The following is a 20,583-nucleotide window of genomic DNA, read 5'->3' as shown; positions in this document are numbered from 1 at the left end:
GGGCCGGCACCCCCTGGTGCCGACCCCTCCCGCCAGTGTCCCGGGCGGCTAGCGGACGAACTCCGCCGCCCCCGCCGTCAGGTCCAGCAGCGGCGCCGGGGCGACGCCGAGGACCAGGGTGGCGAGCACGCCGATCACCAGTGCCGCCGACGTCAGCCCGCCGGGCACGGTGACGGTGGGGGTCGACTCACCCGGCTCGGAGAGCCACATCATCACCACGACCCGCAGGTACGGGAAGGCCAGCACCATGCTGGTCAGCACGCCTGCGATCACCAGCCACGTCTGACCGCCGTCGATGGCCGGGCCGAAGACCGCGACCTTGCTCATGAAGCCGCTGGTCAGCGGGATCCCGGCGAAGGCCAGCAGGATGAAGGTGAACACCGCCGCGAAGAACGGCGACCGCCGGCCCAGACCCGCCCAGCGGGACAGGTGGGTGGCCTCGCCGTCGGCGTCGCGCACCAGGGTGACCACGGCGAACGCGGCGAGCACCGAGAAGCCGTACGCGACCAGGTAGAACATCGTGCCGGAGAGGCCGTCGCGCCCGGGGGCGAGCACACCCACCAACAGGTAGCCGGCGTTGGCGATCGACGAGTACGCCAGCAGTCGCTTGATGTCGGTCTGGGTGACCGCGAGCACCGCACCGACCAGCATGGTCAGCACCGCCACCACCCCGAGCACGGGAGTGAAGTTCCACCGGGCCCCCTCGAAGGCCACGTGGAACACCCGCAGGAGGGCGCCGAACGCGGCGACCTTGGTGCAGGCGGCCATGAAGCTGGTCACGGGGGTCGGGGCACCCTGGTAGACGTCGGGCGTCCAGACGTGGAACGGAGCCGCCGCCGCCTTGAACAGCAGGCCGATGGCGATCAGGGCCATGCCGGCGAACAGCAGCACCTGGCTGGCCGTGGAGTCGGCCACCGCGGCGTTGACGGTGGCGAAGTCCACCCCGGCCGGGCGGTTCGGCAGGCCGGCGGTGAAGCCGTAGATCAGGGCCACCCCGAACAGGAAGAAGGCCGAGGCGTACGCGCCGAGCATGAAGTACTTCAGCGCGGCCTCCTGGCTCAGCAGTCGCCGGCGGCGGGCCAGCGCGCAGAGCAGGTACAGCGGCAGCGAGAAGACCTCCAGCGCGATGAACATGGTGAGCAGGTCGTTCGCCGCCACGAAGATCAGCATGCCGCCGATCGCGAAGGTGGTCAGCGGGTAGACCTCGGTCGCGCCGTTCTGCCCCTCGGCCTGCCGCCGGTCCTCGGGCGAGTCGGCGGTGACCGCGGCCTGGGCGACGAACGCCCCGCCGCGCTCGACCGCGCGCTCGCCGATCAGCAGCAGCGCCACCGCGGCGAGCACCAGGATCGCGCCCTGGAGGAACAGCGTCGGCCCGTCCACGGCGATCGCCCCGCCCATGGTGATCAGCCGCTCGTCGGCGTTCAGGACCACCATGGTCAGCGCGGCGAGCACCGCCAGCAGCGCCAACGTCAGCTGCACCGGGTGCCGCAGCCGCCGGGGCGCGAACGCCTCGACCAGCACCCCGATCACCGCGGCGCCCAGCATGATCAGGGTGGGCGCGAGCGCCCCGTAGGCGATCGACGGCAGTTGGAGCTCGGTCACTGGACCAACCTTTCGTTCACGACTGCGTGGTGTGCCCACGACCGCGGGACTCGCTCCTCGCGCGGGCAGCCGGGGCTCGCCAGCCCGCTCCTCGCGGTCACCGGCTCGCCTCCTGGACGCCGCCGACCTCGGGAGCGGGGTCGGTCCTGCCGACGTCCTCCATGGTCGCCTGGACGGCGGGGTTGATCACGTCGGTGACCGGCTTCGGGTAGAAGCCGAGCACCACGATCAGCGCGATCAGCGGGGCGACGACGACCTTCTCGCGCAGGTTGAGGTCCCGCTTCATGCCGTCGATCTCGGTCAGCGCCGGGTTGAGCGTGCCCTGGGTGGTGCGCTGCACCATCCACAGCACGTACGCCGCCGCCAGGATGATGCCGAGCGTGGCGATGATCGCCACCGGCTTGTTCACCGTGAACGTGCCGATCAACACCAGGAACTCGGAGACGAACGGCGCGGTGCCCGGCAGCGCGAGCGACGCCAGACCGGCGAAGAACAGCACCCCGGCCAGCACCGGCACCAGCTTGCCCGCACCCCCGAAGTCACTGATCAGCGCCGAACCCCGGCGGGCGATCAGCATGCCCACGACCAGGAAGAGCAGCCCGGTGGCGAGGCCGTGGTTGACCATGTAGAGCACCGCGCCGGTGCCGGCCTGCGTGGTGAAGGCGAAGATGCCGACCCCGATGAAGCCGAAGTGCGCGATCGACGTGTACGACACCAGCCGCTTCAGGTCGTTCTGGCCGACGGCCAGCAACGCGGCGTAGATGATGCCGATCAGGCCCAGGGCCAGTGCCCACGGGGCGAACCACTTCGCCGCGTCGGGGAACAGCGGCAGGCAGTAACGCAGGATGCCGAAGGTGCCGACCTTGTCCAGTACGCCGACGAGCAGCGCCGCCGCGCCGGCCGGAGCCGCACCACCGGCGTCCGGCAGCCAGGTGTGGAACGGGAAGAACGGTGCCTTGATCGCGAAGGCGACGAAGAAGCCGAGGAACAGCCAGCGCTCGGCCCCGGTGGAGATGTCCACCTCCGACAGCGCCACCCAGTCGAAGGTCTTCCCGCCGACCACCCACAGGCCGATCACGGCGGCCAGCATGAACAGGCCGCCGACCAGCGAGTAGAGGAAGAACTTCACGGCCGCGTACTGCCGCTGGTGGCCGCCGTAGCTGCCGATGAGGAAGTACATCGGCACGAGCATGACCTCGAAGAACACGTAGAACAGGAAGACGTCGGCGGCGGCGAAGACGCCGATCATCGTGCACTCGAGGACGAGCAGCAGCGCGAAGTAGGCCGGCACGGACCGCCTGGAGCTCTCGGCGTCGTGCCAGGACGCCAGGATCACCAGCGGCACCAGCACCGCGATCAGCATCAGCATCACGAGTGCGATGCCGTCGGCGGCGAGGGTGAAGCTGACGCCCCAGTTCGGGATCCACGGGTACGACTCGCGGAACTGGAACCGGTCGCCGCCGACCTGCCAGGTGATCCACATGACCACCGACAGCGCCAGCACCAGCAACGACCAGCCGAGCGCCACCTGCTTGGCCAGCACCGGCCGGCTGCGCGGCAGGAGGGCGACCACCAGGGCACCCACCAGCGGCGCCACGGTGAGCACCGAGAGGAACGGGAAGTCGGACATTATGCGGCCTTACCTCCGTCGTCACTGTGCGGTCCGCCGGCGACGGCCGCCTGAGAGGCTGTCAGCCCCCTGAGGTCGATCACGCCAACCACCCCGCCTGCACGGCCAGGAAGGCGGCCACCACCAGCAGCGCGCCGGTCAGGATCGAGGTCGCGTACGACCGGACGAAGCCGGTCTGCATCCGCCGGAGCCGGCCCGAGCCGCCGCCGACCGCTGCGGCGAGGCCGTTGACCAGCCCGTCGATGCCCCGGTTGTCCAGGTAGACCAGCGCCCGGGTGAGGAAGATGCCGGGCTTCTCGAAGACCGCCTCGTTGACCGTGTCGGTGTAGAGGTTCCGGCGGGCGGCGGTGACCAGCACCCCGGCCGGCTGCGGCGTGGTCGCCGTGCCGTTGCGGAACAGGAACCAGGCGAGCCCGGCCCCCAGCACGGTGATCCCCAGGGAGAGGATGGTGACCGCCGTGTGCGACAGGACCGCCGAGTGTGCCTCCTCCTCGCCGCCCAGGCCGGCGGTGGCGGTGAGCCAGTCCGGCACGGAGGTGGCCAGCAGGAAGCCCGCGCCCACGGAGCCGAGCCCCAGCAGGATCAGCGGGACCGTCATCAGCAGCGGGGACTCGTGCGGGTGCACGTCCTCCGTCCACCGCTTCGGGCCGTGGAAGGTCAGCACGAACAGCCGGGTCATGTAGAACGCGGTCAGCCCGGCACCGAGCAGCGCGGCCCCGCCGAACAGCCAGGCGGTCCAGCCCTCCCGCTCGAAGGCCGCCGCGATGATCGGCTCCTTGGAGAAGTAGCCGGAGAACGGGAACATGCCGATGATGGCCAGCCAGCCCGCGCCGAAGGTCAACCAGGTGATCTTCATGTACTTGGACAGGCCGCCGAAGCGGCGGATGTCCACCTGGTCCTTCATGCCGTGCATGACCGAGCCCGCGCCGAGGAACATGTTGGCCTTGAAGAAGCCGTGCGCGAGCAGGTGCACGATGGCCAGGGCGTACGCGCCCCCGCCCAGCCCGACGCCGAGGAACATGTAGCCGATCTGGCTGACCGTGGACCAGGCCAGCACCCGCTTGATGTCGTCCTTCGCGGCGCCGATGACGCAGCCCAGCAGCAGGGTCAGCGCGCCGACGCTGACGACCACGAGCTGGAGCGTCGAGTTCGCCGAGAAGACCGGGTTGGACCGGGCGATCAGGTAGACGCCGGCGGTGACCATCGTCGCGGCGTGGATGAGGGCCGACACGGGGGTCGGGCCCTCCATCGCGTCCGGAAGCCACGCCTGGAGCGGGAACTGGCCGGACTTGCCGCACGCGCCGAGCAGGAGCAGCAGGCCGAGCGCGAGCACGGTGCCCCCGGCCAGCGCGCCGACACCGTTGAAGACCTCGTCGTACTGGGTGGTGCCGAGGGTGGCGAACATGATGAAGATGCCGATGGCCAGGCCGGCGTCGCCGACCCGGTTCATCAGGAACGCCTTCTTGCCGGCCGTGGCGGCGCTGGGCCGGTCGGACCAGAAGGAGATCAGCAGGTACGACGCCAGGCCGACGCCCTCCCAGCCGAAGTAGAGCATCACGTAGTTGTTGCCGAGCACCAGCAGGAGCATGGCGGCGACGAACAGGTTGAAGTAGGCGAAGAACCGCCGTCGGCCCGCGTCGTGCGCCATGTACTCGACCGCGTAGAGGTGGATCAGGAAACCCACCCCGGTGATCAGCAGGACGAAGACCGCGGCCAGCGGGTCGAACAGCAGGCCGAAGTCGACCCGCAGACCGCCGACCGCGATGAAGTCCCACAGGCTCAGCTCGACGGACTTGTTCTCCAGGCCGCGCAGGCCCAGGAAGTAGGTCAGGCCGAGCAGGAAGGTGGCGCCGATGGCGGCCACGCCGAGCCAGTGGCCCCAGCGGTCGGCCCGGCGGCCGAGCAGCAGCAGGACCGTCGCACTGAGCAGCGGGATCGCCACCAGCAGCCAGACACTGCTCAGCAGGCCGTCCGCCGTCGCGTAGGCGACGGTTCCCGTCGGCTCCGCCTGGGCGTACGTCAGAATCTCGTCCACCGGGGCCCCTCTAGTACTTCAGCAGGTTGGCGTCGTCGACGCTCGCCGAGCGTCGGGTCCGGAAGATCGCCATGATGATGGCGAGCCCGATCACGACCTCGGCCGCCGCCACCACCATCACGAAGAACGCCATGATCTGGCCGTTCAGGTCACCGTTGATCCGGGCGAAGGTGACCAGCGTCAGGTTGGCCGCGTTGAGCATCAGCTCGATGCACATGAACAGCACGATCGCGTTGCGCCGGACGAGCACGCCGACCGCGCCGATGGTGAACAGCACCGCGGCGAGGACCAGGTAGTAGTTCGGTTCGACCGAGAAGAAGTCGCCCATCAGCGCAACCGCCTTCCGTCCGCGACCACAGGGCCCGCCGGCCCGCTCCTCGCGCTCACTTGTCAGTCCCCTTCAGCGTTGTCTCCTCGGCGCTCAGCTCACGCACCGGGAGGATGTCCGGGGTGCTCTGCTCGCTCAGTCGGCCGTCGGGCAGGCGCGCCGGGGTGGCCACCGACGAGGAGGTGGCGAAGACACCGGGGCCGGGCTTCGGGCCGGGGTAGTTGCCGGGCGCGAAGCGGGCCTTCATGGTGGCCACCTGGTCGCGCTTGTCCTCCTTGCGCCGTTCGACGTGGGCGAGCACCATCCCACCGATCGTGGCGGTGATCAGCAGCGCCGCGGTGAGTTCGAACGCGAAGACGTAGTCGGTGTACAGCAGCCGCGCGATGCTCTGCACGTTGCCCCCGGCGTTGGCCTGCTCCAGGCCGACCGCCGTGCCGCCCTGCGTGGCCCGGTACACCCCGCTGCCGAGCAGCGTCGCGAAGGCGGCACCCAGCACGATCGCGGCCACCCGCTGCCCGCGGAGCACCTCGATCAACGAGTCGGAGGCGTCCCGGCCCACCAGCATCAGCACGAACAGGAAGAGCATCATGATCGCGCCGGTGTAGACGATGATCTGCACCATGCCGATGAACGGCCCGGCCTGGAGCACGTAGAACACGCCCAGGCTGAGCATGGTCAGCACCAGCCAGAGCGCCGAGTGCACGGCGTTGCGGGCCATCACCATCCCGATCGCCCCGAGCAACGCCAGCGGGGCGAGGATCCAGAAGGTCACCGCCTCCCCGCCGGACACCGCGCCGGTCGCGGCGAGCACGGTCTGCGTGGTCATGCCGTCTCTCCCTTGCCCGCCTCGGCCCGCTGGGCGGCCTGCTCGGCGCCGGGGAACTCCACACCCGGGTGCTCGTCGAGCCGGTAGCGGCCCGGACCCATCGGGGAGGTCTCCGCACCGGCCGACGTGCCCGGGTTGGTGAGCGCGCCGACGTAGTAGTCCTTCTCGCTGTCGCCCAGGCGCATCGGGTGCGGCGGCTGCTCCATGCCGGGCAGCAGCGGCGCGAGCAGCTGCTCCTTCGTGAAGATCAGATCCTGCCGGTTGTCCCGGGCCAGCTCGTACTCGTTGCTCATGGTCAGCGACCGGGTCGGACACGCCTCGATGCAGAGTCCGCAGAAGATGCACCGGGCGTAGTTGATCTGGTAGATGCTGGCGTACCGCTCGCCCGGCGAGAACCGCTGCTCGTCGGTGTTGTCGCCACCCTCGACGTAGATCGCGTCGGCCGGGCAGGCCCAGGCGCACAGCTCACAGCCGATGCACTTCTCCAGGCCGTCCGGGTGCCGGTTGAGGATGTGCCGCCCGTGGTAGCGCGGCGCCGAGACCGGCGGCTTGAACGGGTAGTCGGTGGTGACGACCTTCCTGAACATGTGCGAGAAGGTGACACCGAAGCCCTTGAACGTTCCGGTGATCGCGCCCACGTCACACCTCCCTGGAGTCCGGGCCGGCGATGTTGGCCGGTTCCCGCTCGGCGACCACGCGCCTGGTGCGCGGGCTCGGTGGAACCTGCAGGTCCATCGGGGGCAGCGGGAAGCTGCCCGACGGCCGGTTGTCGACCTGCTCCTGGAGCGGCGCCTGCGGCTGGGGCTTCCGGCTCGGCCAGAACAGCGTCGCCAGCAGCACCACCCCGGCGATGATCCCGTAGACCACCAGCCGGTCGGCGCGTTCCCAGCCCTGCGTCTTCAGGAAGCCCGCCAGGACGACGATCCAGACCAGGTTGACCGGGATCAGCACCTTCCAGCCCAGCCGCATGAACTGGTCGTACCGCAGCCGGGGCAGCGTGCCCCGCAGCCAGACGAAGACGAAGACCAGCAGGACGACCTTGCCGAAGAACCAGAGCATCGGCCACCAGCCGCTGTTCGCCCCCTCCCAGAAGGTGATCGGCCACGGTGCCCGCCAGCCGCCGAGGAACAGCGTCACGGTGAAGGCCGACATGGTCACCATCGCGACGTACTCAGAGAGCATGATCAGCGCGAACTTCAGCGAGCTGTACTCCGTCATGAAGCCGGCGACCAGCTCCGACTCCGCCTCGGGCAGGTCGAACGGCGGCCGGTTGGTCTCACCCACGATGGAGATGAAGAAGATCACGAAGCTCGGGAAGAGCAGCAGCGCATACCAGCCGGGCCCCTGGACGTCCGCGCCGAACAGGGTGAGCCGGGTGCCGTCCCCCTGGGCGGCGACGATCCCGCTGGTCGACATCGTGCCGGAGAGCATGAAGACCGCCACGATGGACAGCCCCAGCGCCACCTCGTACGAGATGAGCTGGGCGGTGGAGCGCAACCCGCCGAGCAGCGGGTAGGTCGAGCCGGACGCCCAGCCGGCCAGCACGATGCCGTACACCGCCATCGACGAGCAGGCCAGCACCACCAGCACCGCCACCGGCACGTCGGTGACCTGGAGCGGCGTCCAGTGACCGAAGATGCTCACCATCGGGCCGAACGGGATCACCGACAGCGCGGTGACCGCGCAGATCACCGAGATCGCCGGGGCGAAGAAGTAGACGACCTTGTCCGCCGACTTCGGCAGGATGTCTTCCTTGAAGGCCATCTTCAGGCCGTCGGCGAGGGTCTGCAGCAGACCGAACGGGCCGACCTGGTTGGGGCCGGGCCGCACCTGCATGAAGCCCACGACCCGCCGCTCGAACCAGACGCCGAGCAGGGTGGCGAGCAGACCGAAGACGAAGGCGAAGAGGATCTTTCCGAGGACCAGCCACCAGGGGTCCCGGCCGAAGTCGGCCAGCGTCGGATCCTGGGCCAGGTAGGTCAGCACTGGGCCCACCTTTCGTTCGCGACAGCGGGGCTCACTGGGCACCCCCGGAGTTGAGGAGCGGGCCCGGCCGGCCGGCGGCTTCCGGGGTGGCGGACCCGGTCGCGGCGGGCACGGAGATCCGTACCACCGAGCCGGACGCCGCACCGAGGCTGCGCCGGACGGTCGAGCCGGGTGAGTTGGTCGGCAGCCAGACGACGCCGTCCGGCATCTCGGTGATCACCACCGGCAGGGTCAGCGCCCCCCGGTCGGTGCCCACCGTCACCGGTTCGCCATCGGCCACGCCGAGCGCCTCCGCCGTGCCCTTGCCCAGCCGGACCACCGGCGGGCGGGCGGTGCCGGCGAGGTGCTCGTCGCCGTCGGTGAGGCTGCCCAGGTCGATCAGCTGGTGCCAGGTGGCGAGCACGGCCGCACCCGCACCGGGCTGCGGCACGGTGCCCGGTTCCACCGACGGCGCGGCGGTACGCGCCACCCGGGTCGCCGGCAGCCCGCCCAGCTCCCGCCGGACGCTGAGCACGTCGCCCGTGCCCAGCCGCACGTCGAGCTGGGCGGCCAGCGCGTCGAGCACCCGACCGTCGGTCATCGCGGGGGTGTCCAGCACCGCCTCGAAGGTGCGCAGCCGGCCCTCCCAGTCCAGGAAGCTGCCGGCCTTCTCGACCACCGGGGCGACCGGGAGGACCACGTCCGCCCGGCGGGCCACCGCCGAGTTGCGCAGCTCCAGGCTCACCAGGAACGGCACCGCGTCCAAAGCCTGCTCCGCCAGGCGCGGGTCGGCCAGGTCGGCCGGGTCGACGCCGGCCACCACCAGCGCGCCGAGCTGACCGTTCACGGCGGCGGCGAGGATGCCGTCGGTGTCCCGGCCGGCCTGGCTGGGGATGACCCCCGCCGGGATGTCCCACGCCTCGCCCAGCTCGGCTCGGGCGGCCGGCTCGGTGACCGGGCGTCCGCCGGGGAGCAGGTTGGGCAGGCAGCCGGTGTCGACGGCACCGCGGTCACCCGCACGCCGCGGCACCCAGGCCAGCTTCGCTCCGGTACGCCGGGCCACCGCCACGGCGGCGGAGAGCCCGCCCGGCACGGTGGCCAGCCGCTCGCCCACGATCAGGATCGCGCCCGGGGTGCCCAGCGCCTCGGCGACCGTGGCGTGCTCGGCGAGCACGCTGGCCTCCTCGCCCGGCACCACCCGGGCCAGCTTGGCCCCGAGCTTCTCCAGGCCGCGGGTGGCGAACGGCGCGATCGCGTACACCGTCAGCTTCTTCTTCAGGTACGCCTTGCGCAGCCGCAGGAAGAGGATGGGGCACTCCTCCTCCGGCTCCAGGCCGACCAGCACCACCGCCGGCGCGTTCTCCACGTCGGCGTAGGTGACGTCGGTGGCTCCGGCGACCGTGCTGGCGAGGAAGTCGGTCTCCTCACGGGACACCGGCCGGGCCCGGAAGTCGATGTCGTTGGTGTGCAGGGCCACGCGGGCGAACTTCGCGTACGCGTAGGCGTCCTCGACGGTCAGCCGACCGCCGGTGAGCACGGCGGTGCCCTGGCCGGCGTCCCGGGCGGCGCGCAGCCCCTCGGCGGCGGCGCTCAGCGCCTCGCTCCAGGACACCTCGCGCAGTTCGCCGGTGTGCCGGTCGCGCACGAGCGGGGTGGTGAGCCGGTCGAAGGCGCGGGCGTACTGGAAGCCCCACCGCCCCTTGTCGCAGTTCCACTCCTCGTTGACCTGCGGGTCGTCGCCGGCCAGCCGGCGCAGCACCTTGCCGCGCCGCCAGTCGGTGCGCTGGGCGCAACCGGCCGAGCAGTGCTCGCAGACGCTCGGGGTGGAGACCAGGTCGAACGGGCGGGCCCGGAACCGGTACTGGGCGCCGGTCAGCGCGCCGACCGGGCAGATCTGCACCGTGTTGCCGGAGAAGTACGAGTTGAACGGCACATCGCCGTCATCGCCCTCGTCCGCTTGCCCGCCGTACTCCTCGTCCCGGTAGATGTTGATCTCCTCGGCGGACGACCGGCCCATCAGGTCGATGAACTTGTCGCCGGCGATCTCGTCGGAGAACCGGGTGCAGCGCTGGCAGAGCACGCAGCGCTCGCGGTCGAGCAGCACCTGGGTGCTGATCGGCAGCGGCTTCGGGTACTCCCGCTTGTGCTCGTGGAACCGCGAGTCCGTGCGGCCGGTGGACATCGCCTGGTTCTGCAGCGGGCACTCGCCGCCCTTGTCACACATCGGGCAGTCGAGCGGGTGGTTCATCAGCAGCAGCTCCATGACCCCCTCCTGCGCCTTCTTGGCGACCGGGGAGGTGAGCTGGGTGCGGACCACCATGCCGTCCGAGACGGTCTGGGTGCAGGAGGCGACCGGCTTGCGCTGGCCCTCCACCTCGACCAGGCACTGCCGGCAGGCACCCGCCGGGGCCAGCAGCGGGTGGTCGCAGAACCGGGGGATCTCGGTCCCCAACTGCTCGGCGACCCGGATCAGCAGCGCCCCCTTCGGGGCGGTGACCTCGACGCCGTCGATGGTCAGCGTGACGGTTTCCGGGGCCTTGACTACATCGGTCATTAGTGGGCTCCCACCAACTGCTTGTCCGACAGCTTCGGCGCGGTACGACCCTCGATGTAGTCGAGGTAGTCCTGCTTGAAGTACTTCAGGGAGGAGGTCACCGAGCTGGTCGCACCGTCACCCAGGCCGCAGAACGAGCGACCGAGGATGTTGTCGCAGGTGTCGAGCAGGGTGTCCAGGTCCTCGTGGGTGCCCTGCCCGGCGAGGATCCGCCGGTACACCCGGACCATCCAGTAGTTGCCCTCCCGGCACGGGGTGCACTTGCCGCACGACTCGTGGTGGTAGAACTCCAGCCACCGGTACGTCGCGTACACCGGGCAGTCCTGGTCGGAGAAGATCTGCGTGGCCGTCGTGCCGAGGATCGACCCGGCGGCGGCCACCCCCTCGAAGTCCAGCGGAACGTCCAGGTGCTCGGCCGTGAGCAGCGGCGTCGAGGAGCCGCCCGGGGTCCAGAACCGCAGCTGGTGGCCGGGCTGCATGCCACCGGCCAGCTCCAGCAGCTCGCGCAGCGTCACGCCCATCGTGCACTCGTACTGGCCCGGGTTGGCGATCCGCCCGGACAGCGAGTAGATCATCGGCCCGGAGGACTTCTCCGTGCCCATCGTCTTCCACCAGTCCGCCCCACCCAGCACGATGTACGGAACGCTGGCGATGGTGCCGACGTTGTTGACCACCGTCGGGCTGGCGTACAGGCCGTGGGTCGCCGGGAACGGCGGGCGCAGCCGGGGCTGCCCCCGGAACCCCTCCAGCGAGTCCAGCAGCGCCGTCTCCTCGCCGCAGATGTACGCTCCGGCTCCCGAGTGCACCACCAGCTCCAGGTCGAACCCGGTGCCGAGGATGTTCCGCCCGAGGTAGCCCTTGGCCTGGGCCTCCTGCACCGCGTTGCGCAGCCGGCGGGCGGCGTGCACCGCCTCGCCCCGGATGTAGATGTAGGCGCGGTTGGCGCGGATCGCGTACGACGCGATGATGACGCCCTCGACCAGCGAGTGCGGGTCGTGCGTCATCAGCGGGAGGTCCTTGCAGGTGCCCGGCTCGCCCTCGTCGGCGTTGACCACCAGGTAGTGCGGCTTGCCGTCGCCCTGCGGGATGAAACCCCACTTGAGGCCGGTGGGGAAGCCCGCACCGCCACGACCGCGCAGCCCCGAGTCCTTGATCAGCTGGATCAGGTCGTCGGGGTGGGCCTTGAGCGCCTTGCGCAGGGCGGCGTAGCCGTCCAGCTTCTCGTAGGTGCCGATCCGCCAGGCGTCGGGCGACAGCCAGCGCTTGGTCAGCACCGGCGTCAGCTTGGCCAGCGTCTCCGGCCGAGGCGTCGTCACTGTCGGGTTCCCCCTTCGCTCCCGGCTGCGGGGCTCGCGGGCTCGCTGCCCGCGCTCGCCTCCGCGTCCCTGAGGTTGCGCTCCTGCGCGTCGGCGTCGTCGCCGGCGGGCTTGCCGTCACCGGCCACCGGGTTGTCCGCCACGCCGGCGGCTTCGGCCGCCCGAGCGTCGGCCGGCTCCGCCGGAGCGCCGTCGACCGGCACCTTGGTGCCCGGGGCGTCCGGCACCGGGGTCTGCGCGTCCGGCTGGCGGGTCTCGGCCGCCCGCACCTCGGGCGACTTCCGGTCGGGTCCGGCAACGTCGGGAGCGGTGGTGCCGGTGGCCGCGGCGGCGGGGGCCGACTCGCCGACCCCGGCCTTGCCCGCAGCCGGGGCGGCGGCCCTGGCGGCCGGTGCGGCGGCCTTGGCCTGCTCCGCCGCCGCGTCCGCCTCCGCCTTGCTGCGGATGGGAGTGTTCGGGTCGAAGCCCGGCACCGAGATGCCGTGCTCCTGGGCCAGCCGCAGGCCGCGCAGGGTCGGCTCACCCGGCACGCCGTCGGCGACCGCACCCTCCCGCTCGTCGGCGAAGCCGGCCAACTGCACCGACATCTGCTTCAGGGTGCAGAGCCGGGCGCCCCGGCTCGACGTCGGCTGCCCGCCCGCGCGCAACTCCTCGACGACACCCACCGCGGTCTGCGGGTCCACGCCGTCGAAGAAGTCGTAGTTGACGGTCATCACCGGCCCGTAGTCGCAGGCCGCCAGACACTCGGCGTGCTCCAGGGTGATCGTGCCGTCGGCGGTGGTCTCGTCGTGCCCGACGCCGAGGTGCTCGGCGAGGGTGTCGTAGACCTCCTGGCCGCCCAGCACGTTGCACATGGTGTTGGTGCACACGCTGACCAGGTAGTCACCGGTTGGCCGGCGCTTGTACATGGTGTAGAAGGTGGCGACCGCACCGACCTGGGCCTTGTTCAGCCCGAGGACCTCGGCGCAGAACGCCACCCCGGCCGGGGAGACGTAGCCCTCCTCGGCCTGCACCAGGTGCAGCAGCGGCAGCAGCGCCGAGCGGGACCGGTCGGCCGGGTACCGGGCGATGATCTCCCGGGCCCGCTCGCGGGTCTGTTCGGTAAAGGTGCTCACCGGTCACAACCTCCCATGACGGGGTCCAGCGAGGCGCCGCCGGCGATCACGTCGGCGATCAGGCCGCCCTCGGCCATCGCCGGGAGGGCCTGGAGGTTGACGAAGCTCGGCTCCCGGTAGTGCACCCGGTAGGGCCGCGTGCCACCGTCGGAGACCGCGTGCACGCCCAACTCTCCACGGGGTGCCTCGATGCCGACGTAGACCTGGCCCGGTGGAACCCGGAACCCCTCGGTGACCAGCTTGAAGTGGTGGATCAGCGACTCCATCGACTGACCCATGATCTTGGCGACGTGCTCCAGCGAGTTACCCATGCCGTCGACGCCGATGGCGAGCTGCGCGGGCCAGGCGATCTTCTTGTCGGCCACCATCACCGGGCCCGGCCTGAGCCGGTCCAGCGCCTGCTCGACCAGCTTGAGCGACTCGCGGATCTCGGCGAGCCGGACCAGGTAACGGGCCCACACGTCACCGTCGGGGTGGGTCGGTACGTCGAACTCGTACGACTCGTAGCCGCAGTACGGCATGGTCTTGCGCAGGTCCCAGGCCAGGCCGGCGGAACGCAGCACCGGCCCGGTCACGCCGAGCGCGACGCAGCCGGTCACGTCGAGCACCGCGACGCCCTGGGTGCGCTGGGTCCAGATCGGCTGCTCGGAGAGCAGGTCCTCGTACTCCTTGAGCTTCTTCGGCATGAGCTTGAGGAACTCGCGGATCTTGACGATCGCCTCGTCCGGCACGTCCTGCGCGACGCCGCCGGGGCGGACGTACGCGTGGTTCATCCGCAGGCCGGTGATCAGCTCGAAGATCTCGAGGATGTACTCCCGCTCGCGGAAGCCGTACAGCATCACCGAGATGGCGCCGAGCTCCATGCCGGTGGTGGCCACCCAGACCAGGTGCGAGGAGATCCGGTTCAGCTCCATCATGAGCACCCGGATGGTGTTGGCCCGCTCGGTGATCTGGTCCTCGATGCCCAGCAGCTTCTCCACCGCGAGGCTGTACGCCGTCTCGTTGAAGATCGGGGCAAGGTAGTCCATCCGGGTCACGAAGGTCGAACCCTGGACCCAGTTGCGGTACTCCAGGTTCTTCTCGATGCCGGTGTGCAGGTAGCCGACGACGGAGCGGGCCTCGCGGACCGTCTCGCCCTCCAGCTCCAGGATGAGCCGGAGCACGCCGTGGGTGGACGGGTGCTGCGGACCCATGTTGACGACGATGCGACCCTCGTTGATCGGGTCGACACCCGAGACGACCTCGTCCCAGTCACCGCCGGTGACGGTGAAGACCTTGCCCTCGGTGGTGTCGCGCTCGGTGGCGTAGTTCGAGGCACTCACTGGTAGGACCTCCTCCGGTCCGGCGGCGGGATCTCGGCGCCCTTGTACTCGACGGGCACGCCGCCGAGCGGGTAGTCCTTGCGCTGCGGGTGGCCCTCCCAGTCGTCCGGCATGAGGATCCGGGTCAGGCCGGGGTGGCCGTCGAAGACGATGCCGAACATGTCGTACGCCTCGCGCTCCTGCCAGTCCGCCGTCGGGTAGACGGAGGTGACGCTGGGCAGGTGCGGTTCCTCGACGGAGACCGCCGCCTCCAGCCGCACCCGACGCCGGTAGGTCATCGAGGTGAGCTGGTAGACCACGTGCAGCCGGCGGGCGTCCGCGCCGAGGTAGTCCACCCCGGACACCGAGGAGCACAGCTCGAACCGCAGCGCCGGGTCGTCCCGCATCACCTGGCAGACCTCGGCGATGCGCTCCGGCCGGACGTGCAGGGTCAGTTCACCCCGGTCGACCACGACCTTCTCGATCGCGTCGCCGAAGGCCGGGTACGCCTCCTCCAGCGCGTCGCGGACCTCGTCGAAGTAGCTCCCGTACGGCCGGGGGGAATCCTCGACGGTCGGCCGCTGGCGGACCAGGCCGCCGAAGCCGGAGACGTCGCCGCTGCCCTGGTTGCCGAACATGCCGCGCCCGGCGGGCGTGTCCGGCGGGAACTCGGCGGGGGCACCGCTGGTGGCTCCGGCCGGGGTCACCGGCACGGGTACGCCGCCACCGGGCACCTTGTCGTCGGACGTCACTTCACACTCCCCCGGAGGTGGTTCTGCGCCTTCATCCAGTTCTCGATCCGCAGCTGCTCCTCGCGGCCCTCCCGGACCGCCTGGGTCCACTCGGCGCGGCGGGCCTTGTCGTTGCGGTACGACGACGGCATCGAGCCGTACGGCACGACCGGCACGTCGCCGCGCGCCTGGCGGGCCTCGAGCATCTTGCGGCCGTTCGGGCCGAGCGGCTCGTGGCCGATCTTCTCGCGCAGCTTGAGGATGGCGTCGATGAGCATCTCCGGGCGGGGCGGGCAGCCCGGGAGGTACATGTCGACCGGGACGACGTGGTCGACGCCCTGCACGATCGCGTAGTTGTTGAACATGCCGCCGCTGCTGGCGCACACACCCATCGAGAGCACCCAGCGGGGCTCGGCCATCTGGTCGTAGATCTGGCGCAGGACCGGGGCCATCTTCTGGCTCACCCGGCCGGCGACGATCATCAGGTCGGCCTGCCGGGGCGAGGCGCGGAAGACCTCCATGCCCCATCGGCCCATGTCGTAGTGCGGACCACCGGCGGCCATCATCTCGATGGCGCAGCAGGCCAGACCGAAGGTGGCCCCCCAGACCGACGACTTGCGCGACCAGTTGACCAGCTTCTCCACCGAGGTGAGCAGGACTCCGGCGGGAAGTTTCTCCTCGATACCCATCTGCCGTTCCTCCCTCAGTCCCAGTCCAGGCCGCCGCGTCGCCACTCGTAGGCGTACGCGACGAAGACCGCACCGATGAACACCAACATCGCCATGAACCCGAACATCGGCAGCGCGTCGAACGACACCGCCCACGGGTAGAGGAAGATCATTTCCACGTCGAAGACGATGAAGAGCATCGCCGTCAGGTAGAACTTGACCGGGAACCGGCTGCCGCCGATCGGCTGCGGGCTGGGTTCGATGCCGCACTCGTACGCCTCGAGTTTGGCCTTGTTGAGCCGGCGGGGGCCGGCGAAGCGGGCAGCGGCCACGGAGAACAGCGAGAACCCCGCAGCGAGGGCGAACAGCCCGATGATGGGTGCGTACGGCGAGAGCGACATCTTCTTCTCCTGCTCGTCCTTCCCTGCCCTTGCTCATTGACAAAAAGTCACACTATTCACATCCCGCCCGGCGGCCGTCGGCGGGGGGGTGCATCGATCGTCCGAAGGTCCACTACACCGCCGGTGCCGCCTTGGTCATCGCGTTGATGACCCGGTCCATGGCGTCCCCACCACGCGGGTCGGTCAGGTTGGCCAGCAGCTTGAGCACGAAACGCATCAGGGTCGGGTGCGGCATGCCGTGCTTGGTGGCCAGCCGCATGATCTCCGGGCGGCCGATGAGCTTCACGAAGACGCCGCCGAGCCGGTAGTAGCCACCGAACCGCGCCTTCAGCTCCTGCGGGTACGCCATCAGCGCCCGCTCCCGCTCGGCGCCGGCCGGGCGGGCCAGGGCCTGCACCGCGATCTCCGCGGCCAGCTCGCCCGACTCCATGGCGTACGCGATCCCCTCGCCGTTGAAGGGGTTGACCATGCCGCCGGAGTCGCCGACCAGCATGACCCCGCGAGTGTAGTGCGGCACCCGGTTGAAGCCCATCGGCAGCGCCGCGCCGAGGATGGGCCCCTCCGCGTTGGTCTCGTCGGTCATCCCCCACTCCTCGGGGGTGTTCGCGAGCCAGTCGGTCAGCAGCCGCCGGTAGTTGGTCTTCCCGAAGGCCGAGGAGGAGTTCAGCACACCCAGCCCGACGTTGACCCGACCGTCGCCGAGGCCGAAGATCCAGCCGTACCCGGGCAGCAGGGCGTCGCTGCCCTTGGCCCGCAGCTCCAACCAGGACTCCAGGTAGTCGTCGTCGTGCTTGGCCGCGCTGCGGTAGTAGCGCCGGACGGCCACGCCGATCGGGCGGTCCTCCCGCTTGGCCAGCCCCAGCGCGAGCGGGAACCGCCCGGAGACCCCGTCGGCGGCGACCACCAGCGGCGCGCGGAAGGTGGCGGGGGAACCGTCCTGGCCGACCTCGGCCTCGACGCCGACCACCCGGTTGGCGCCGTCGAGCACCGGACCGATCACGTTGACACCGGTGCGCAGCTCCGCGCCGGCGGTGACCGCCCGCTGGGCGAGCAGGTCGTCGAAGTCGAGCCGGGTGCGCACCAGGCCGTAGTTGGGGAAGCTGGCCAGGTCGGGCCAGTCCAGTTCGAGCCGGACGCCGCCGCCGATCACCCGCAGGCCCCTGTTGTGCAGCCAGCCGGCCTCGGGCGAGGTGTCGACCCCCATCCGGATCAGCTGCCGCACCGCGCGCGGGGTCAGCCCGTCGCCGCAGACCTTCTCCCGGGGGAACTCGGTCTTCTCCAGCAGCAACACCCGGACGCCGTGCCGAGCCAGGTGGTACGCGGTCGCCGAGCCACCGGGACCGGCGCCCACGACGATAACGTCGGCGTCGTTCTCCACCGCGGTCATCCGCGCCTCCTCCCGCATGCTCGTGAATTGCTTCACAAGCCAGCCGGGGAGGAGTCTATGACCGGTGCCGCGAGCTCGCCGGATTAGGCATGCCTTACTTGCCGGAGACCCCCGTCCAGACCAGGGCGGCTCCGGTTCGTCACGCCCGCCCGTGACACCGGGTGCCCGACCCGACACCGTGCGGGAGTCGATTACGCCCTCCGCGGCGGGCCGACCACGGCCGGTGAGCGACGGGCCGTCCAACGGGCCGGGCGGGCGGCGGACGGGTCAGCGGCTCCGGATCGGGTCGGCGGCGGGGTGGGTCAGCGGCCGGCCGGGCTGGCGGCGGAGTCGAGGCCCGCGTCCACCCGGATCGCCTCGGGCAGGTGCTCGCGCAACGCGCCCCCGGCGGCGCGATCCAGGGCGGAGAGCACCTCGGCCACCACCTGACGCACGTCGGCAGGATCCGCGCCGGCCAGCTCCCGCAGCTGCGCGATCAGTTCCGCGGCATCGTCGGTGGCCGCTTCGTCCCGGTGGGTCATGGGGCGAGCGTACGGAACAAAACAGACCAAAGCGGGAGCGTTCACGAAATTGCTCAGGTGCGGACGGCCCGGTGCAGGGCGACGATCCCCCCGGTGAGATTCCGCCAGGCCACCCGGCCCCAACCGGTCGCCGACACCCGCGCCGCCAGGGCCGCCTGGTCCGGCCACGCCCGGATCGACTCCGCCAGGTAGACGTAGGCGTCCGGGTTGCTGGAGACGGCCCGCGCCACCGAGGGCAGCGACCGCATCAGGTACGACAGGTAGGCCGTGCGGAACGCCGGGTTGACCGGGGTGCTGAACTCGCACACCACCAACCGGCCACCGGGCCGGGTCACCCGGGCCAGTTCGCGCAACGCGGCGTCGGTGTCGTTCACGTTGCGCAACGCGAAGGAGATCGTCACCGCGTCGAAGCTGGCGTCGGCGAAGGGCAGGCGAAGGGCGTCGCCCGCCAGCAGCGGCACCCCGGGCCGGGCGCGTCTGCCCGCGTACAGCATGCCGAGGGACAGGTCGGCACCCACCACGTACGCCCCGGAGCGGTTCAGTTCCTCCGTCGAGACCCCGGTGCCCGCGCCGACGTCCAGGGCCCGCTCACCGGGGCGCAACCCCAGCGCGGCCCGGGTGGCCCGTCGCCACCACCGGTCCTGTCCGAAGGAGAGCACGGTGTTCGTCAGGTCGTAGCGGGCGGCCACGCCGTCGAACATCGCGGCGACCTCGTGCGGCTGCTTGTCCAGGCTGGCGCGCTGGCCCTGCGGGGTACGACTCACCCCCCCCACTCTGCCAGCCGGGCCGAGCCAACCGGGCGGAGGGTCACCGCCGTTCCCGACCGGGACCACCGAACCAGCCAGCGAACCCGCAAGCCGGAAACGCCTCCGTGGCGGGACGGTCAGCCGTCCCGCCACGGAGGCGGGGTGTTCGCAGACGACCCGTGGCGGGCCGATCGGATCGAACGTCAGTCGGTCGACTTCTCGTCGCCGGGGGGCACCAGGACGACCCTGCGTCGCCGGGAGAGCAGCAGCAGGCCGCCGCCGGCCAGCAGCACGGCAGCGCCGATCCCGCCGATCAGGCCGACCTGCGTGCCGGTCACCGGCAGCCCGCCACCGTCACCGCCGGTGCCCGGGGTGGTGCTCGGCGTCGGGGTCGGCTCGCCCGAAGGGTCCGGAGTCGGTTCGGCGGTCAGGTCGACGAAGACGTCGAACTGTGCCTGGTTGTCGGTCGGGTCGACCTCGGTGAAGGCCCTGCGCTGGGCACCGCTGGCGACCTTCGGCTGCTCCTGCGGCTCCCCCTCGGAGTCGTCCAGCCCGGCGGCGAACAGGAAGCCGGGACGCAGCACCGCCTCGGTCACCCCCTCGGCCACCTTCACCCGGATGTCAGCCGTGTAGAACTGTCCGGGCCTGAGCATGACGCCCCGGTCCTCGCAGTACGCCTGCGCGAACCCGCCCAACTCCTGCTCGACACAGCCCTCAGGCAGTTCGGCGAAGGTGACGCCGGCCGGCAGGGTGATGCCGTACGCGACACCGCTGGCCCGCCGGCTACCGCCGTTGTAGACGGCCCAGTCCAGCGGCGCGGTCTGGCCGGGTCGCACCGGCGTGAGCCCGGACTCGTCGGCCTCGTCGCCGTCGACCGCGACATCGGCGTACACGTCCTGCACCCAGGTGGTGAGGTCGTAGCCCGGCCTGGCGACGGTGATGTCGTGCTCGACGGTGTTGTCCTCGGGATTCGGGTCGGCGGTCGCGGCGCTGACGGTGACCACGAGCGTGCCCGCGTCACCCCGCCTGCCGGTGGTGGAGAAGAGCGGGATGCCGAAGTCCTCGGTGGTGCCGGCGGCCAGGTCGCCGAGCAGGCAGCTGAACGAGGTGCCCTCGACCTCGCAGCCCTCGGGTACGACGACCCCGACCTTGCGGTCCTTGAGGCCCTTCGTCTCGACGGTCACCCGGACGCCGGTGGCGTCGACGGTGCCACGGGTGTTGCCGACCTGGAACTTGAACGGCTTGGCCTTGGCTTCGGAAACGCCCTTGGCCAGCTCGTAGCTGAGCGGAGTGAGCAGGAGGTCCGCCTGGTCGGCGGCGAGCGCCGGGGCGGCCGGTACGGCCAGGCCGGCGGTCGCGAGCAGCGCGACGGTGCCGGCGCGGGTGAGAAAGGTACGACGGAGTGACATCGATCCCCCGGGGATAGGGATTGGCAGGTTGCGGAATCGAGCGGACGG

18 protein-coding genes are annotated in these 20,583 nt (G+C 70.9%); all 18 read right to left on the bottom strand.

Going from position 1 to position 20,583, the window contains the following annotated elements; all coding sequences use genetic code 11:
- Positions 1-48 precede the first annotated feature (48 nt).
- Positions 49-1,602, bottom strand: a complete 1,554-nt coding sequence (gene nuoN / locus GA0070616_RS14240; RefSeq protein ID WP_091082000.1) for an NADH-quinone oxidoreductase subunit NuoN — start codon at positions 1,600-1,602, stop codon at positions 49-51.
- Between the two features lie 97 nt (positions 1,603-1,699).
- Positions 1,700-3,232: an NADH-quinone oxidoreductase subunit M gene (locus GA0070616_RS14235; protein WP_091081998.1), complete on the bottom strand. Its 1,533-nt coding sequence runs from the start codon at positions 3,230-3,232 to the stop codon at positions 1,700-1,702.
- A gap of 79 nt (positions 3,233-3,311) precedes the next feature.
- Positions 3,312-5,267 (bottom strand): NADH-quinone oxidoreductase subunit L, encoded by a 1,956-nt coding sequence (gene nuoL, locus GA0070616_RS14230; RefSeq protein WP_091081995.1) that lies wholly within the window; start codon positions 5,265-5,267, stop codon positions 3,312-3,314.
- Positions 5,268-5,277: 10 nt separating this feature from the next.
- Positions 5,278-5,595, bottom strand: a complete 318-nt coding sequence (nuoK, locus tag GA0070616_RS14225; RefSeq protein WP_091081993.1) for an NADH-quinone oxidoreductase subunit NuoK — start codon at positions 5,593-5,595, stop codon at positions 5,278-5,280.
- 55 nt (positions 5,596-5,650) lie between these two features.
- Positions 5,651-6,421 carry an NADH-quinone oxidoreductase subunit J gene (locus tag GA0070616_RS14220; protein WP_091081990.1) on the bottom strand — a complete coding sequence of 257 codons (771 nt, stop codon included), beginning with the start codon at positions 6,419-6,421 and terminating at the stop codon, positions 5,651-5,653.
- The gene (gene nuoI / locus GA0070616_RS14215) at positions 6,418-7,059 is read right to left on the bottom strand and encodes an NADH-quinone oxidoreductase subunit NuoI (protein ID WP_091081987.1); all 642 of its coding nucleotides are present in this window, start codon (positions 7,057-7,059) and stop codon (positions 6,418-6,420) included. The genes GA0070616_RS14220 and nuoI overlap by 4 nt, the downstream gene beginning before the upstream one ends.
- Before the next feature lies 1 nt (position 7,060).
- The gene (gene nuoH, locus GA0070616_RS14210; protein WP_091090743.1) at positions 7,061-8,404 is read right to left on the bottom strand and encodes an NADH-quinone oxidoreductase subunit NuoH; all 1,344 of its coding nucleotides are present in this window, start codon (positions 8,402-8,404) and stop codon (positions 7,061-7,063) included.
- Between the two features lie 34 nt (positions 8,405-8,438).
- On the bottom strand, positions 8,439-10,940 hold the full coding sequence (locus tag GA0070616_RS14205; RefSeq protein ID WP_091081984.1) for an NADH-quinone oxidoreductase subunit G: 2,502 nt from the start codon (positions 10,938-10,940) through the stop codon (positions 8,439-8,441).
- Positions 10,940-12,256: an NADH-quinone oxidoreductase subunit NuoF gene (nuoF, locus tag GA0070616_RS14200; RefSeq protein WP_091081982.1), complete on the bottom strand. Its 1,317-nt coding sequence runs from the start codon at positions 12,254-12,256 to the stop codon at positions 10,940-10,942. The genes GA0070616_RS14205 and nuoF overlap by 1 nt, the downstream gene beginning before the upstream one ends.
- A complete protein-coding gene (gene nuoE, locus GA0070616_RS14195) occupies positions 12,253-13,371 on the bottom strand; it encodes an NADH-quinone oxidoreductase subunit NuoE (protein ID WP_091081979.1) in 1,119 nt (372 codons plus the stop codon). The genes nuoF and nuoE overlap by 4 nt, the downstream gene beginning before the upstream one ends.
- Positions 13,368-14,693, bottom strand: a complete 1,326-nt coding sequence (locus GA0070616_RS14190) for an NADH-quinone oxidoreductase subunit D (protein ID WP_091081976.1) — start codon at positions 14,691-14,693, stop codon at positions 13,368-13,370. Before GA0070616_RS14190 ends, nuoE begins: the two co-directional genes overlap by 4 nt.
- Positions 14,690-15,424 carry an NADH-quinone oxidoreductase subunit C gene (locus GA0070616_RS14185; protein WP_091081973.1) on the bottom strand — a complete coding sequence of 245 codons (735 nt, stop codon included), beginning with the start codon at positions 15,422-15,424 and terminating at the stop codon, positions 14,690-14,692. Before GA0070616_RS14185 ends, GA0070616_RS14190 begins: the two co-directional genes overlap by 4 nt.
- A complete protein-coding gene (locus tag GA0070616_RS14180; protein WP_091081970.1) occupies positions 15,421-16,092 on the bottom strand; it encodes a NuoB/complex I 20 kDa subunit family protein in 672 nt (223 codons plus the stop codon). The genes GA0070616_RS14185 and GA0070616_RS14180 overlap by 4 nt, the downstream gene beginning before the upstream one ends.
- A gap of 14 nt (positions 16,093-16,106) precedes the next feature.
- Complete coding sequence (locus GA0070616_RS14175; protein ID WP_091081968.1) at positions 16,107-16,472, bottom strand: NADH-quinone oxidoreductase subunit A; 366 nt, start codon at positions 16,470-16,472, stop codon at positions 16,107-16,109.
- A gap of 112 nt (positions 16,473-16,584) precedes the next feature.
- On the bottom strand, positions 16,585-17,859 hold the full coding sequence (locus GA0070616_RS14170) for a geranylgeranyl reductase family protein (RefSeq protein ID WP_091081967.1): 1,275 nt from the start codon (positions 17,857-17,859) through the stop codon (positions 16,585-16,587).
- A gap of 302 nt (positions 17,860-18,161) precedes the next feature.
- Positions 18,162-18,380, bottom strand: coding sequence for a hypothetical protein (locus GA0070616_RS14165; protein ID WP_091081964.1), 219 nt, complete (start codon positions 18,378-18,380; stop codon positions 18,162-18,164).
- A 53-nt stretch (positions 18,381-18,433) separates the two neighbouring features.
- Positions 18,434-19,144, bottom strand: a complete 711-nt coding sequence (locus GA0070616_RS14160; protein WP_091081962.1) for a demethylmenaquinone methyltransferase — start codon at positions 19,142-19,144, stop codon at positions 18,434-18,436.
- Between the two features lie 185 nt (positions 19,145-19,329).
- The gene (locus tag GA0070616_RS14155; RefSeq protein ID WP_091081959.1) at positions 19,330-20,535 is read right to left on the bottom strand and encodes an LPXTG cell wall anchor domain-containing protein; all 1,206 of its coding nucleotides are present in this window, start codon (positions 20,533-20,535) and stop codon (positions 19,330-19,332) included.
- Between the last annotated feature and the right edge of the window lie 48 nt (positions 20,536-20,583).

The organism is Micromonospora nigra (genome assembly GCF_900091585.1).
Classification (GTDB): Bacteria; Actinomycetota; Actinomycetes; order Mycobacteriales; family Micromonosporaceae; genus Micromonospora; species Micromonospora nigra.
The sequence above is the reverse complement of the archived record's forward strand: the minus strand, read 5'-3'. Positions and strand labels throughout refer to the sequence as shown.